14 protein-coding genes are annotated in these 15,142 nt (G+C 52.2%); 4 read left to right on the top strand and 10 right to left on the bottom strand.

All coding sequences use genetic code 11. The annotated features are described in order from the left end of the window. Positions 1 to 18: 18 nt before the first annotated feature. From ABDW36_RS02395 to ABDW36_RS02410, 4 genes are all read right to left on the bottom strand, one after another. A complete protein-coding gene (locus tag ABDW36_RS02395) occupies positions 19 to 345 on the bottom strand; it encodes a translation initiation factor (protein WP_343700281.1) in 327 nt (108 codons plus the stop codon). A gap of 13 nt (positions 346 to 358) precedes the next feature. Continuing rightward, complete coding sequence (locus tag ABDW36_RS02400) at positions 359 to 1,243, bottom strand: diacylglycerol kinase family protein (protein WP_343700282.1); 885 nt, start codon at positions 1,241 to 1,243, stop codon at positions 359 to 361. 5 nt (positions 1,244 to 1,248) lie between these two features. After that, positions 1,249 to 2,109, bottom strand: coding sequence for a carboxylating nicotinate-nucleotide diphosphorylase (nadC, locus tag ABDW36_RS02405; protein ID WP_343700283.1), 861 nt, complete (start codon positions 2,107 to 2,109; stop codon positions 1,249 to 1,251). Between the two features lie 97 nt (positions 2,110 to 2,206). Then, a complete protein-coding gene (locus tag ABDW36_RS02410; protein ID WP_343700284.1) occupies positions 2,207 to 2,602 on the bottom strand; it encodes a DUF4783 domain-containing protein in 396 nt (131 codons plus the stop codon). Positions 2,603 to 2,845: 243 nt separating this feature from the next. Between ABDW36_RS02410 and gpmI the strand changes: the two genes are divergently transcribed. The 4 genes from gpmI to uvrC all read left to right on the top strand — a co-directional run bounded on the left by gpmI (position 2,846) and on the right by uvrC (position 8,315). Further along, a complete protein-coding gene (gene gpmI / locus ABDW36_RS02415; RefSeq protein WP_343700285.1) occupies positions 2,846 to 4,369 on the top strand; it encodes a 2,3-bisphosphoglycerate-independent phosphoglycerate mutase in 1,524 nt (507 codons plus the stop codon). 121 nt (positions 4,370 to 4,490) lie between these two features. Beyond that, complete coding sequence (locus ABDW36_RS02420) at positions 4,491 to 5,777, top strand: hypothetical protein (RefSeq protein ID WP_343700286.1); 1,287 nt, start codon at positions 4,491 to 4,493, stop codon at positions 5,775 to 5,777. A 139-nt stretch (positions 5,778 to 5,916) separates the two neighbouring features. Next, entirely contained in the window at positions 5,917 to 6,498 is a 582-nt protein-coding gene (locus ABDW36_RS02425) for a hypothetical protein (protein WP_343700287.1), read from the top strand. Next, the gene (uvrC, locus tag ABDW36_RS02430) at positions 6,495 to 8,315 is read left to right on the top strand and encodes an excinuclease ABC subunit UvrC (RefSeq protein ID WP_343700288.1); all 1,821 of its coding nucleotides are present in this window, start codon (positions 6,495 to 6,497) and stop codon (positions 8,313 to 8,315) included. The genes ABDW36_RS02425 and uvrC overlap by 4 nt, the downstream gene beginning before the upstream one ends. Before the next feature lie 296 nt (positions 8,316 to 8,611). On the opposite strand, the gene ABDW36_RS02435 is transcribed toward uvrC, so the two are convergent. The 6 genes from ABDW36_RS02435 to ABDW36_RS02460 form a co-directional block, all read right to left on the bottom strand. Further along, positions 8,612 to 9,232, bottom strand: coding sequence for a DinB family protein (locus ABDW36_RS02435; protein WP_343700289.1), 621 nt, complete (start codon positions 9,230 to 9,232; stop codon positions 8,612 to 8,614). A 155-nt stretch (positions 9,233 to 9,387) separates the two neighbouring features. Continuing rightward, positions 9,388 to 9,960, bottom strand: coding sequence for a Crp/Fnr family transcriptional regulator (locus ABDW36_RS02440; RefSeq protein WP_343700290.1), 573 nt, complete (start codon positions 9,958 to 9,960; stop codon positions 9,388 to 9,390). 85 nt (positions 9,961 to 10,045) lie between these two features. After that, positions 10,046 to 11,098, bottom strand: coding sequence for a gliding motility protein GldN (gene gldN / locus ABDW36_RS02445; RefSeq protein WP_343700291.1), 1,053 nt, complete (start codon positions 11,096 to 11,098; stop codon positions 10,046 to 10,048). A gap of 18 nt (positions 11,099 to 11,116) precedes the next feature. After that, on the bottom strand, positions 11,117 to 12,655 hold the full coding sequence (gldM, locus tag ABDW36_RS02450) for a gliding motility protein GldM (protein WP_343700292.1): 1,539 nt from the start codon (positions 12,653 to 12,655) through the stop codon (positions 11,117 to 11,119). Between the two features lie 53 nt (positions 12,656 to 12,708). Further along, positions 12,709 to 13,440: a gliding motility protein GldL gene (gene gldL, locus ABDW36_RS02455; protein WP_343700293.1), complete on the bottom strand. Its 732-nt coding sequence runs from the start codon at positions 13,438 to 13,440 to the stop codon at positions 12,709 to 12,711. A 102-nt stretch (positions 13,441 to 13,542) separates the two neighbouring features. Further along, positions 13,543 to 14,796, bottom strand: a complete 1,254-nt coding sequence (locus tag ABDW36_RS02460) for an SUMF1/EgtB/PvdO family nonheme iron enzyme (protein ID WP_343700294.1) — start codon at positions 14,794 to 14,796, stop codon at positions 13,543 to 13,545. Positions 14,797 to 15,142: the final 346 nt, after the last annotated feature.

Raw genomic sequence — 15,142 nt, forward strand, 5'->3', positions numbered from 1 at the left:
CAAGGGTTTGAGTAGTTTTTATTTCGCTTTATACCCCCAATCCTGCAGCCACTTCAGCACCTTTTCCCGGTAATCTCCCTGTATCAGCACCAGCCCGTCTTTCACGCTGCCGCCGGTGCCGCATTTGGTTTTCAGCTCCTTTCCGAGTTTTTCAAGGTCATCGTTCCTGCCAATGAACCCCTCCACCACGGTAACGGTTTTACCGGCGCGTTGTTTGGTGTCCAGCTTTACTTTTAACTGCTGCTGCGCGGGAGGCAGGGTATTTTGTTCTTCGGGGGCATCATTTTCGTAGGAGAAATCGGGATTGGTAGAATACACAATGCCGCCTGACCTTTTCTTGCTCATAATTACTGGTTTTTTATTGCGCGGGAACAATTACCTGCAGGGCGCCCTGCGCTATGCGAAAATACACCGTTTTGCCGTTGGTGAGCGGCACCGCGTCTCCATCTACCTGCAGGCTGCTCAGCTCAGGGCTGCTCACTTCAATTTCCCGGCCGGTAAAATGCTCCATGTACCGGCTTTTGTGAATGCTGCCACGCAGCGAGCGGATGCTCAGGGGCAACAGGTCAAAAAAGCCCAGCGGGGGCACCAGGCATACGTCCAGCATGCCGTCAAACACGCTGGCCTGGGGCGCCAGCTTGAATTCATAGCCAAACTGGTTGCCGTTGGCCACCGTCATCAGGAAGGCCTGGCGGCCCTGCTCCTGCCCGTCTACCTTTACGCTGTAGGTGGCGGGGCGGTAACTGTAAAAGCCGCCTATTACCAGGCGGGCATAATTGATGAGGCCGCGTTTTTTGCTGTGGCGGAAACGGTCTGCTATCACGGCGTCAAAGCCTACGCCGGCGTTGCTGAGAAAAAGATGTTCATTGGCAAAACCCGCGTCCATGGGCCGTTTTTCGCCAGCGGCTACCAGCTGCAGGGCTAAACCCGCGTCTAGCGGTATTTTAAGGGCGCGCGCCAGGCCGTTGCCACTGCCCAATGGCACTATGGCCAGCGCTGTTTTGGTACCCAGCAGGCCCTGCGCCACTTCATTGATAGAGCCGTCCCCTCCTACCGCCACCACCGTGTCTACTCCGCGCCGCACCGCGTCCCGCGCCAGGTCTGCGCCATGGCCCAGGTACTGTAGGTAGGTGGTTTCCACGGAAAACCGGTCTGCCGGCAAATGGCGGCGGATGGCTTCTCCCAGCCGCTTTTCCCGGTCTGTGCCCGCTTTCCGGTTAATGATGATCAGTATTTTTCTCAAAACAGCTATTTGTGCGGGTTGATAACAGCTTTCAAACTAAGGTCCAGGCTCACGGCGTGGTGAATAATGGCGCCTACGGATACAAAGTCAACGCCGGTTTTTGCGTAGTCTTCCACGTTGGCCAGCGTAATGCCGCCGGAGGCCTCTGTTTCATAGCGGCCGTTGATCAGCGCCAGGGCGGCAGGTATTTCGTCAGGGCTGAAATTGTCCAGCATGATACGGTGTACCTGGCCCACGGCCAGTATTTCTTTGACATCTTCCAGGCTACGGGCTTCCACTTCTATCTGGAGCGGCAGGCCTTTTTCCCGGAGATAGGCCACCACGTTGTTCACGGCCGGGGTGATGCCGCCGCAGAAATCAATGTGGTTGTCTTTGAGCATGACCATATCGTACAGGCCCATGCGATGGTTTACCCCCCCGCCTATGCGCACGGCCTCTTTTTCCAGCATCCGGAAGTTGGGCGTGGTTTTGCGCGTGTCCAGCACGCGCGTATGGTAGCCTTTCAGCTTGTCTGTATACTGCCGGGTAAGCGTGGCAATGCCGCTCATGCGCTGCATGCAGTTCAGCACCAGGCGTTCCGCCATCAGCAGGGTATGCACAGCGGCTTCCACCTCAAAGGCCTGTTCCCCCGCTTTCATCAGGTCCCCATCCTTCTTTTGGGGCCTGAACTGCGTAAACATGTCAAGGTACCGGAAAATGGCCTCTGCCACCTCCATACCGGCCAAAACGCCGTCTTCCTTGATTTTCAACCGGGCGGTGCCGCGGGCAGTGGGGGGAATGGAAGCCAGGGTACTGTGGTCCCCGTTACCGATGTCTTCCGCCAGGGCGCTGCTGATAAAGGCAGTGAGTGTTGCTTGCTCTAACATGTCTTGTCTGAAAAGTTGAACGGCAAGTTACAAACAAAAAAGGCTTCCGCGATGGCGGAAGCCTTTAAGAGTACGTTGTGCTTAAGCTGAATTTCCGTTACTTATTTTCGAACCGTAATTCGTTCAGTACAAAAGTGCCTCCCTTTTTCTGCAGGAAAAAAGAAGTGCGGAAGTTGCCACCGGAGGTGGCCAGGTTACCGATGCCAAACCGGGAGCCGCCGCCGGCCTCACCCTGGTGGATCAGCTCGAAAGACTTTACCTGGTTCTTCCCGAAGAAATCCTTCAGAATGATCTCTGCCTGTGCCTTGCTGTAGGAACTGTTTTTGCCGGCGATGTTGATCTCCACGGTATTATCCAGGAATTTGCTCAAGTTACCGGCATCCCCCTGCTTGATGGCGCTCACCACGTCCTCAAACGGGCCTGCCATCAGGGTAAAAGCAGTGAACATACCACATGCCGCCAGTACCCCCAGCAAAAAGACTAGTTTTTTCATTATCCGTTTTTTAAGTCGTATTATACTTTTATCAACAATAAAAGGTGCTAAAACTGTGCCAACTTGCCGATCAGCGGGCAATATAGCATGATTGTGCTATTGGGCGGGGCCAAAGCTATTACAAATGAGTAATATATAAAAACAGGTGCCGGAGAATGATAAAAAGAAAATTTTAAATGCGGAAAGGGATGTTATTATTAATTTCACGACCCGATTCATTCTTAACGCACAACGGATTATTGTATGGAAAATAAAAGAGCGATCCTGATCATCATGGATGGCTGGGGTCAGGGCCGGGTGCCCGCCGCAGATGCCATAGCGCATGCCAATACCCCTTTTGTAGATAGCTTGTACGAACAATACCCTCATAGCTCCCTGATCACCTGTGGTGAAGATGTAGGCCTCCCGGAAGGCCAGATGGGCAATTCTGAAGTGGGCCACCTCAACATCGGCGCGGGGCGCATTGTATACCAGGAGCTGCAGCGCATCAATGTAGCCATCCGTACCGGCGAGCTGGCCGCTAACAAAGCGCTCACCGCTGCCATGGACTACGCCATACAGAACAACAAACCGCTGCACCTCATCGGCCTGGTGAGCGACGGCGGGGTACACTCCCATATTAACCACCTGAAAGCGCTCACCACCATTGCCCAGCAGCGCGGCCTGAAAAAAGTGTTCGTGCATGCGTTTACAGACGGCCGGGATACAGACCCCAAAAGCGGGCTGGCCTACCTGGAAGACCTGGAGCAGCACCTGCAGCAAACCACCGGGCAAATTGCTTCCGTTACCGGCCGCTATTACGCTATGGACCGTGACAAACGCTGGGAAAGGGTCAAACTGGCTTATGACGCCCTGGTACATGGTGTTGGCACGCCCACACAGAACCTGCTTACCGCCATCAAGGCATCTTACGCCGAGGGCATTACAGACGAGTTCATTAAACCGGTTATTGTAACAGACGCCGCGCAAAAACCCCTGGCCACCATACAGGAAGGAGACGCAGTGCTTTGCTTCAACTTCAGAACAGACCGTTGCCGGGAAATTACGGAAGTGCTGACGCAACAAGCCTTCCCTGATTACGGCATGCAGCCGCTGGCGCTGAACTATACCACTATGACGGAGTACGACAAGTCTTTCCATGGCGTACACGTCATTTTCGATAATGACAACCTGGTGATGACGCTGGGTGAAGTGCTGGAGCAGCATGGTAAAACACAGATCCGCATTGCGGAAACGGAAAAGTACCCGCACGTGTCTTTCTTTTTCTCCGGCGGCCGGGAAACACCGTTCCAGGGAGAAAAGCGCCTGCTGGTGCCTTCTCCCAAGGTAGCCACCTACGATCTGCAGCCGGAAATGAGCGCCAACGAGCTGACCGCGGCCATTATTCCCGAACTGGAACAGAGGACGGCGGACTTTATAGTGCTCAACTTTGCCAATGCAGACATGGTGGGCCACACCGGCGTATGGCCCGCGGCCATCAAAGCCGTGGAAACGGTAGACGCCTGCGTGGCAAAAGTAGTGACCACCGCCCTGCTGAACGATTACGTGATATTCCTCACGGCAGACCATGGTAACTCCGATTATATGATCAACGAGGACGGCACGCCCAACACGGCGCACACGCTCAATCCCGTGCCCTTCTTCATTATCAGCCAGGATTTCAAGGGCGCCGTGAAGAACGGGAAACTGGGAGATATAGCCCCCACCATCCTGCATTTTATGGGCCTGCCTGTTCCAAAAGAAATGACGGGCAACCTGCTGGTGTAAACGAAATCACATAACTCACTCATAATGAAGGGGATGCCGCGTGCATCCCCTTTTACATTATTTTCCCCGCACTGTAACTTTTCCCATATCCCTCCCGTTTAACGATCAAATCCGTACCCCTATGAGCAAAGCATTTTACATATTCCCGTTAATGTTATCAGCGCTGCTGATGGCAGGTGGTTGTGCAAAGGAAAAGTGCCAGCGGATTGTTACCACTAAAATCTATACCCCCATTTTCAAATCCCAGGCCGAAGTGAGGACTACCGCCGTACAGGTGCAGGCCCCGCAGGAGATCGGGAGCACCGGGAAGATCTATATCAGCGGCCGGTACATCTTTGTGAATGAGCCGGGCAAAGGCGTTCATATCATTGATAACCAGAACCCCGCTTCGCCGGCAAAAGTGTCTTTCATCAAAGTGGAAGGCAACCGTGACATGGCGGTGAAAGGGAATATTCTGTACGTAGACAGCTTCCGCGATCTCATAGCCATTGATATCACAGACCCTGCCCAGGTAAGGAGAGTGAAAACAATGGAAGACGTGCTGGGTTACTCCTGGGACGAGAACGGATATATTATCGGTTATAAATATTCCAGTCAAAGCGATACCATGGTGGTAGGCTACACCAGCAGAGACACCGCCTACACCTGCGATTGCCAGGTCGGCGGCAACCCGGTGATGTTTGCCAACGCATCCTTTTCGAGCCTGGCAGGTGAAAAGGCCAGCGCGGCATCAAACAGCAAAGGCGGCTCCATGGCCCGGTTCACCATCGCTAAAAATTACCTGTATACGGTTGATATCAGTTCATTGAAATCTTTCAACATACAAAACCCGGCAGACCCGGTGTTTAACGAACAGACAACAATAGGCTGGGGAGGGATAGAAACCGTCTTTCCTTACGGAGACAACCTCTTCATAGGCAGCCGCAATGCCATGTACATCTACAGCCTGGCCAACCCTGCCAAACCGGAGCAGAAATCTGCCGTTACCCACTTTACGGCCTGTGACCCGGTAGTGGTGGAAGGTACTACCGCCTACGTAACCATCCGCAGCGGCAACGTCTGCACAGGCACGTTGAATCAGTTACTGGTGTATGATGTAAAGGATGTAGAAAAACCCGTCAAGCTGGCTACGTATGACCTGAAGAACCCGCACGGGCTGGGAATAGACAAAGGGAAGCTCTTTGTATGTGAAGGCATATACGGCCTGCGGTTCATGAATGCGTCCAATCCCGCTAAAATATCCACCTACAAGCTGGTGGAAGGGCTGAACGCTTATGACGTAATACCGTACGACACAGAGAACCGCCTGCTGGTAAGCGCCGCAGACGGCATCTACCAGTTCAGCTACAGCTCTATGAGCCAGCCTGTACTGGTCAGCAAGATCAAGGTAACAAAACCGGGCGCCTGACGCCGTCAGCGCCCACCACATATCATTCACGGAATTTGGCCCTCAAAGCCATCAATTTTAGTGCTCTCGACAGATTTGCTCATGCATCAGATGCGCCGTTTTCACGGCGCATTATTTTTTTAGGGTTAAATTTGCGGATATGAACATACAACTCATTGCGTACGGGTGCCTGTTGCTGGTGGCGGGCTGCGGCCTGCCCCGACAAGAGCGGGCCATTGCGGAAAAAGATAACAGCTACCGGGCGCTGGGTACTTACTGCTGGGACGAAATAGCCCGGCTGAAAAGCCAGCAGCTGCGCGTAACCAAAGTAGTGCGCATGAACGGCCGGGCAGACTCGGCGGCCGTGCGTGACAGTGCCGGCCTGGAAGCCCTTTTCCGCCCCCTGATGGATGCGGACGTGAGCAAACCTTCCCTGGCAGACGCCTACGATACCGACACCATTGTAAACCAGTTTGCCGGCAACGATACCACCTTCATACTGCAATCCAGGGGGAAACAGACCAACCCCTACCAGCTTATCCTGGACGTAGACGGGCAGGGCCGTATCAAAACGGCACGGGTCACCTCCTACACCACCAACCTGGTATATGAATACCGGCAGGAGGTGTTGTATGAACGCAGCAAACAGCTGCGGGTAAACACCTATCAGAAGATCATTTTCATGAAACCGGAACACCTGGAAGTACAGGCATGGTTTCACCCGGCAAAAGAGCAAATATGACAGCAGCGGAGTTTCAGCAAATAGCACATACCCTTCCCACGCACGCCGGTATTTACAAATACTTTGGTCAGGACGGCGAGCTGCTTTACATCGGCAAAGCCAAAAGCCTGCGCAAACGGGTCAGCTCCTATTTTGTAAAGAACCACGACAGTTATAAAACACGCAAGCTGGTGGAAACCATCCACCATATCGAGTTTACCATTGTAGATTCCGAGCAGGACGCCTTTCTGCTGGAAAACTCGCTCATCAAACAGTTTCAGCCCAGGTTCAACATCAACCTGAAAGATGACAAGACCTACCCTTACATCGTCATCAAACACGAGCCCTTTCCCCGCGTGTTCCTCACCCGCCGGGTAATACGTGACGGCTCTGAATACCTGGGGCCTTTTACTTCCGTTGGGCGCGTGCGCGAAGTGCTGGAAGATGTGATCCGCTACAACATTCCGCTGCGCACCTGCAGCCTCAACCTTACAGAACAGAACATAAAAAAAGGCAAGTTCAAGGTATGCCTGGAATACCACCTGGGCAACTGCAAAGGCCCCTGCGAAGGGCTGCAAACAGAAGAAGACTACCGGGAAGGGCTGCAGCAGGTGAAAGAGATACTGCGCGGCAACCTTTCGCCCGTATTGAACATCTTCAAAGCGCGCATGCAGGAACATGCGGCCAATATGGAGTTTGAGAAGGCGGAAATTGAAAGGAAAAAAATAGAAAGCCTGCAGGCTTACCAGGCGCGTTCTACCATTGTCAGCTCACGAGTGGGCAATGTAGACGTGTTCTCCATCATCACAGACGGTAATTTTGCCTACGTAAACTACCTGCGCGTGCTCAACGGCACTATTGCAGATACCAAAACCGTTACGCTTGAAAAAAAGCTGGAAGAAAGTGACGAAGAAGTGATGAGCTATGCCATTGCCTACCTGCGTGACGCTTTCCATAGCGCAGCAAGGGAAATTGTAGTGCCGTTTGACGTGGAATACCCGGCGGAAGGCATCACGCTCACCGTACCCAAAGGCGGGGATAAAAAGAAGCTGCTTGATCTTTCCACCAAAAACGTAGAGTACTTCCGCGAAGAATTGCGCAAGAAAAAAATGCTGCTGCTGGAAGGCAAAAGCGACATGGAAAAGAAAAAAGTACTGTACCAGCTGCAGGCAGACCTGGAGCTGCAGGAACTGCCCGTGCACATCGAATGTTTTGACAACTCCAACTTCCAGGGCAGCTACCCCGTATCTGCCTGCGTGGTGTTCAAAGACGGGGTGGCTTCCAAAAAAGATTACCGTCACTTTAACATCAAAACCGTAGAAGGTATCAACGACTTTGCCTCAATGAGCGAAGTAGTGTACCGCCGCTACAACCGCCTGCTGGCGGAACAGCAGCCGCTGCCCCAGCTGGTGATCATAGACGGCGGCAAGGGGCAGCTGGGCGCTGCCATGGACAGTATTTACAAGCTGGGCCTTACCGGCAGCATGACGGTAGTGGGCCTGGCCAAAAATGAAGAAGAAATATTCTTTCCGGGAGATAAGGAAAGCATCAAACTGCCCTTCAACAGCGAAAGCCTGAAGCTCATCCGCCGTATCAGGGATGAGGTACACCGCTTCGGCATCACCTTTCACCGGCAAAAACGCAGCAAGGGCACTTTCAAGAACGAGCTGGAATCTATCAAAGGCATTGGGGAAAGTACGGCCACACAATTGCTGCAGCAATTCCGTTCGGTGAACAAGGTGAAACAACTGAGCATGGAAGAGCTGGTGAAGGAAGTAGGGCAAAGCAAGGCACAGTTGATCTGGCAGCATTTTCACCGCGGAGAAGCGGGTGCATAAACTAAAACAAGGAAGCCCGGTTTGAGAACCAGGCTCTTTTCCCCAAGTTAACCATTAAAAGACACAGATTTATTTTGAATGCCGCTGCCGGCGTATTCTTCTCGTTTATTATTACTAAAGTAATATGCAACAGGTATTTCAGTTGTTAAGTGTTTGTTATCACTAAAAAATGCCCGGTGGGCTGAAATCCTTTACCACCGGGCATTTGAAAGCATTTGTAAAATAATGTGAACGTTACTTGCACTGCACTGCGTTAACATTGCAGTAAGATTTGCCAACACACAAACTTGTTGGTATCAAACCTCCGCAAGGTGCTGCATAGACACCGCAGTATTGTTATTGCCTGTTGCTACCAGCAGGGCGCGCAGTGCCTGCAGCATGTGCCGCTGCTCATGCGCGATCAGGAAACGGAAGGTATCTCCGGCGGAGAGTTTGATCAGTTTGGTCAATGATATAGGTACGCGCAGGCGGCCGATGTCTGTTTGCCGGGCGCGCTGCAGCAGTTGCTGCAGGCGTTGTTGCTGCGCGGCAAATTCATGCAGCACCTCCTCGGCGTCTGGCTGTGGCACGGGCCGGTGGCCTTTGGGGGCGTTCATTTTCGATTTCAATGCACCATCTGGATTGGGCTGCATAAGATTGGTAAAGTAGTTGCCCAGCCAGCCGCTTTTAAACGCGGGCTTTGCGGGCAGCTTCAATTGCTCCCCTTTTTTGAGCGCCGCTTCCAGCTGCGGAAGGTAATACAGCCCGTAGCTGTTAAGATGATCGAGACATTGAACAACGCTCCAGCTGCCGGGAGCGGGTTGCCTGAGCAAGGCGGCACGGGGCTGGGGCATGATGCGGGTATGCAGTACATTGAGCAGGCTGTTTACATCTCCCTGGAGCTGCTCCAATAATGTCTGGCTGTTAAAGGTAGGCATGTGTCTGTTTTTATATCCTGTACAAAATTACACCCCGTACCGGAGGTAAATCTTTGCCTGCGCAAAGATTTGGGACGGGTGGAGGGAGTAGATTGCGAATGCATGTCAACCGGTTGCCGCATGCCCTGGCAAGAGCAGGGGCGGGCGCCTCTTAGCTATAGCCTGATGCCGCCCAGCAGCTTGCTGAAAGTAGCAGGGTCAAGGCCCAGGTAGGAGGCGAGATATTTGTGCGGGATGAGCTGCAGCACGTGCGGGCTGCGGGCCAGCAAACGCCTGAATTTCTGCTCGGCATTCAGGGTCAGCATTTCAATATGCCGTTCCATCACACCGGCCAGCGTGAGCATGGTGCTGCGCTGCACCCAGGCCAGTATCTGCGGGTATTGCTGCATCAGCCGCTGCATGTCTGCAAATGAAATACGCAGCAGGGAGCTTTGCGTCAGCGTTTCGAGGTAATAGCGGGAAGGCTGCTGCAGGAAAAAAGAATCTATGATACCGGAAAAGGAACCGGTGTAGGAAAACACCAGTGTGGCCTCCCGCTGGTTATCTGCAATGCAGAAAGCGCGCTGTACGCCGTCGAGCACAAAGTACACGTACCGCTCTGTTTCGCCGGCCGCCGTGATCACTGTTTTGCGTTTATAGCTCACGGGCTGCCAGCAGGCGGCGAGGGCTTCCCATTCTTCCCCGGGAAGGGGCATTACGGCTTCTATGGCGCGGCGAAGTGCTTCCATGCCTGCAATATATCATAAAAAAAGCTGCCCCCATACGGAGGCAGCTTTCATTATTGTTTGCAGAATTTGACTGCTTGTTGTCAGATCAATACTCCCAGAGGTCCTGTTCCTTGTTAAAGATCTTGTCTTTAATGGCCTGGCCTTCCAGCAGGCGCATTACGCCGTCTTTAATGTAGCTGTTGATCTCCCTGTTGAACGCGTTCTTTTCTTTCACCACAAAGCTGGTGAAGAAGCGCATTTCAAAAAGATCTTCCCAGGTCATGGTAGCCGCGTCATTGTTCTGGTTGTACACATCGTACTTGGCCAGCACGGGGCGCAGGTCAGGATAGTAAAGCCAGAAGAGGGGCAGCGCACCGCGGAAGGTACCGTCGTCATTCATACGGGATACCATGGGCGCTATGCCCAGTATGCGTACTTTGAGGGCGGAAGCTTCCTGGTCAAATACCCATACTTCCTTGATCTTGTATTGTTTGATAGACTCAGGGTTGAACTCGTCCCTGGTTTCCACCATTTTTTCTTCTCCGGTTACGGGGTCTACGCTACGCACGGTACGCACTTCGCCGGAAAGGCGGGTCATGATCTCGTCGTAAGAAATGAGGGTGGAAAAACGGTCGTCTACCGCGCTGAAGGCTTCCACTTCCTTGTTCTTGATAGCGTTGAGCAGAATATTGATCAGCAGCTGGTTTACCCCGCTCTCGTCTTCCACGTTGTACTGGAAGGGAAGGTTCATTTTTTCGCGCACGTCTATCACCTGCCAGATCTGTTTTTCCCAGAACTTGTCATCTTCCCGGATGTGATCATATGCAATAGGCACACGGTCACGGTTGGGCGCTCTTTCGGAAACACCATCTACACGGAGAGACGGGCGCGGGGTATCTACCGGGGAGCCTACACCATCTTGCCGCAGGGAAGGCGGCACGGAAGCAGGCGTTTGCGGCATGGCCGGAGGCGGCGTTACCGGGTTGCCGGTAGCGGGGTTGGTAACAGGCTCCTGCTGTTGTGCCGGCTGTTGCTGCGCCGGCGGATTGCTGGCGGGCGCGTTGTTTCTGCGGCGAGACTGTGCGTCTGCCACCGTGGCCGTCATCATCAGCATTAAAAATGCACCCCAACTGATTCTTTTCAATATTACTGCTCGCATAGCCCAGTAATTTTTACATTAATTGATCTTGAAATTGATGTTCTGCATAGAACGCACCCTGCCATCCGGACCTTTTACCTTGATGTTGTCAAAGTATACCTGGTCACCAGGCTTCAGGGCCCGCAAAGCGCTCTGAACACCTGCGTCTTTCGGCCAGTATTCGGAGTTGGCTTCGCCTTCTACATATTCGCGACCTCTGGGTTCAATACCCATGCGGTAACTTACTACTGCATACCGTACGCCGTCAAACAGGAAGTCTTCCAGGTCTGCACGCAAGCCGCCCTGTGCCTTGAAGTCTGCGGCTTTCATAGCAGGGCCCTTGCTGAAACCTACCTTCATTACCGGGTCAGGAATGTTCTTTACGCGGAACTCCTTGGAGTCAAGCGTTTTTACTTTCCCGTCTACTTCAGCAGATACGGATATTACCGCTTTACCGGCACTACCCACGGTTACAGCAAACTCGCCCGGCCCTCTTTTGGAGATAGACCCGCCGCCACCGCTGATGGAAGCCTGTATTTTTTCTGCCGGTACGCCCGCCGCCGTAATGGAGATGGGATTAGACAGGCCGATGTACAGCACGTTCATTTTATCAGCAGAGATGGAGGTAGCGGAAGCGCCTACTTTATAGGTTTCCGTGAAGGGGCTCTGCACCTTCTCGCCGTTCGGTTTCACCAGTTCCACAATACCTGAGATGGTATGTTCCCCGATGGCGCCTACCGGCATACGGTACGTAGCCTTGCCTGCTTCTGCCTGCACCTGCTGGCCGTTGATGATGATGGTAGGGTTTACAGTGCTGCTGTATGCTCCCATCACCACTTTGGCTTCCAGCTCCTGGCCGGCGGTAAAGTTTTTAGAGTTCAGAGATACGAACGCCTCCAGCTTGTCAAACGTAAAATCGTCTTCAGATACTTCTTTCAACAATTTATCGATGATCATAGCCTCGGAGTTCTTGATATCGTTCTGGAATTTACCCAGTATGGTAATAGCCGCAATGGAGGGTACCATGTTAAAGTGGTAAGCCGTCCAGTCTTTCTTCACCGGCCCTTTTTGCGCGGGCGTTTCAATTTTCAGGGGCAGGTTGGCCTCAAAAGCCTTCCTGTCTTTCGGATTGATCACGTCCAGCAGTTGCTGGCGCAGCTGGGTCAGCTGCTGTTCCAGCTGCGGGCCTTTTTTCTGGTTTTCCATTATACGGGTGGCCGCGTCCAGGTTATCTTTTCCTTTCAGGTCACCTTTCTCGTCCAAGCCTCCGCTTGCTTTCACAATTTCATCCTTCAATGAGTTAATATAGGTATGGGCGGCTGCAGACAAGGATTTTACCTTGTTGGCCTTATCGTTGAGGGGGCCTACCTTGGCCGCGTCTGTTGTCATCAGCTTGGCAAACTGCCGGTAGGTCACCTCATTTTTGTTATCAATGGAGGTGTTGGAGGTATTGATGGAATTATTTACGATATCAAATGCGTTCAAAATTTCGGCGGACACGTTCAATGCCAACATGGCCGTAAGCACCAGGTACATGAAGTTGATCATCTTCTGCCTGGGATCTTTTGGTAAAGCCATAGTTAATTACAAGTTTTTAATGAATGTCTCTTGTTTAGTCACTATTGCGTTACCTATCTGCCCTGCATGGCGGTCAGCATATTGCCGTACACCGTGTTCAGGTTACCAAGGTTTCTTGCCAGCAGGCTGATCTGCTCCTGTGTTTTCTTGGCATCGTCCACACTGCCGCTCATTGCCTGAGATGCGGAGAGGAGGTTGCTGTAGAAGCTGTTCATAGCCTTGAGGTGATTATTGGTATCCTGCAGCTCCAGTTCGTAGATGGCATTCAGAGAGGCCAGATTTTTGGTCATTGATTGCACCTGGTCATGGAACTGACGGGTAGATTCGGATGCGTTATTGAAAGATGATACGGCGGCGGCAGCGCTGGTGTAGGCCTGTGTTACAGAGCCGATGGCGCTGGCTGCTTCACGCGTTTTCTGCGTATAGTCTCCGGTAGCTGCCACCACATCACTGATGTCCCGCATTTTATCAACTGTTTGGCCCAGTTTTGAGAAATTGTCGCTCAAACGGGTGAGGCTGGTGGGCGTAATGTCTGCTTCCTGCAGCATTTTGTCCATGTTGGCCAGGGCCGGCGTGCCGGCAACGCCTGCTACGGGCGCGGGCGCGTGGCTGGTATCAGGTACAAAAGCGTACACGAAGAAGATCAGTGCTTCCACACTCAGACCTAGAATAAGCGCTACGTCAGCGCCAGGCCAGTGTTGCAGTTTAAACAAGGCTCCTACTATCACGACAGACGCGCCGATACATACAAAGAAGTTGAGCCATTTCGCTGTGTTAGGATTCATAGCCATAGGTTAAAATTGTTTATGGGTGATTAAAAGGTAAAAAGCTCGTTTCAGGTTTGCCATAGTAAAGTGTTTTTTCAGCTATTAATTCCTATATAATGGTTACTTACGGTTAAAATCATTTTTAGACCTGCTCAGGAACGCAATGGTACAGCGGAACCCGATGTAGGATTTTGCACTGTCCTGGTACTCATAAGAGCGCGTACCGTTCTGCAGGAAGTGGCCGATATCTTTCCAGCTGCCGCCCCTGACTGTTTTGCGCTTCATCCTGGGCGGTGCGTTGTCTGCCACGTCCATGCGCAGGTAGGGGTTCATATCGGAAGTGAAAGAATAGGCATTTTGATAGAAGATGTCTTGCGTCCATTCAGCTACGTTACCGGCCATGTTGTACAAGCCGTAGTCATTAGGCCAGTAAGCATCGGCGCGCACGGTGTAGAAACCGCCGTCTTCCGGGTAGTTACCGCGGCCGGGCTTGAAGTTGGCGAGCAGACAGCCTTTCTTGTTGCGGATGTAATAACCGCCCCAGGGGTAGGGCGCCTGTTCACGGCCGCCGCGGGCTGCGTATTCCCACTGTGCCTCAGAAGGGAGCTGGAACTTGTCTTCCGTGAATTGTTTTTTGGAGGTGCGGTAGTCTTCCCAGAACTTGCTGCGCCACTCGCAGAAAGAGCTGGCCTGGTGCCAGGTAACGCCTACCACGGGGTAGTTGTCAAACGCCGGGTGCCAGAAGTACATACGCGTCATGGGCTCGTTATAGGCGTAAGAGAAATCCCTTATCCAGCAAAGTGTATCAGGGTAAATAGCCACGTCTTTCTTTTCAATGAAAGTAGAACGCGGCTTGTCTTTATTTTCACGAAGCTTGGCTTTGTCGAAGTTGAAGGTTTCCTGGTGGTAGAGCAGCTTGCGCACGTCCACTTCCTTGCGGCCGTACAGGCGGTCTTCCGCAGAATAGATCATGGCGTCTACTTTTTCGTAGGTAGCCTTGTCTTTCCAGTTGATCTTCTGCTTCCAGTCAACATAATCCTGCCCGTCTTCATTCTTCACATGGCCCATGAGCACGTGCGCAATGGAGTCCATCACCCAGTATACGAACTGGCGATACTCATTGTTCGTGATCTCTGTAGCGTCCATGTAAAAGCCTGAAATGGAAATAGCCTTGTTCCTGGCGGTATAGGCATAGTTCACATCCTCATCACTGGGGCCCATGTGAAAGGTACCGGATGGCACGTACACCATTCCGTAAGGTACGGGAGGGGAGTATTTTGGCCGGGGACTAACGCCAATCAGCTGTCCCTGCGCATTTTTCGGGGTTTTACCACCACCGCAACTGGCCAGCAGTATCGGTAGCAGTACAACCATCAGCCCACTGCAATAATTAAGCTTCATAAGGGTGACTTTCATTAGAATACGATTTTTCTTTAACCTGCCAGATGCGTCTGCCCACGCGCAATATCCGTTTTTAGTCACACTTTTCACCTGGTTGTTTATCAGAAAGATAGCAAATGTAATAATTATTTTTAATCCGTAGTAAGTTTTCCCACAACTTTTTCAATTCCTCTCGTCAGGGCTACGTAACACATTTAAACGCTGCTTTTAACATTTTATTATGCAGTTTGGCGTAGCTTTCAAGATTTAACCATGGCTGCAAACCTTCGGGGGGCTTCTCTAAAGGCTTGCCTGTCAAGGATATAATCGTATTTAATAT

The sequence above is a fragment of the Chitinophaga sp. genome (assembly GCF_039596455.1).
Taxonomy (GTDB): Bacteria; Bacteroidota; Bacteroidia; order Chitinophagales; family Chitinophagaceae; genus Chitinophaga.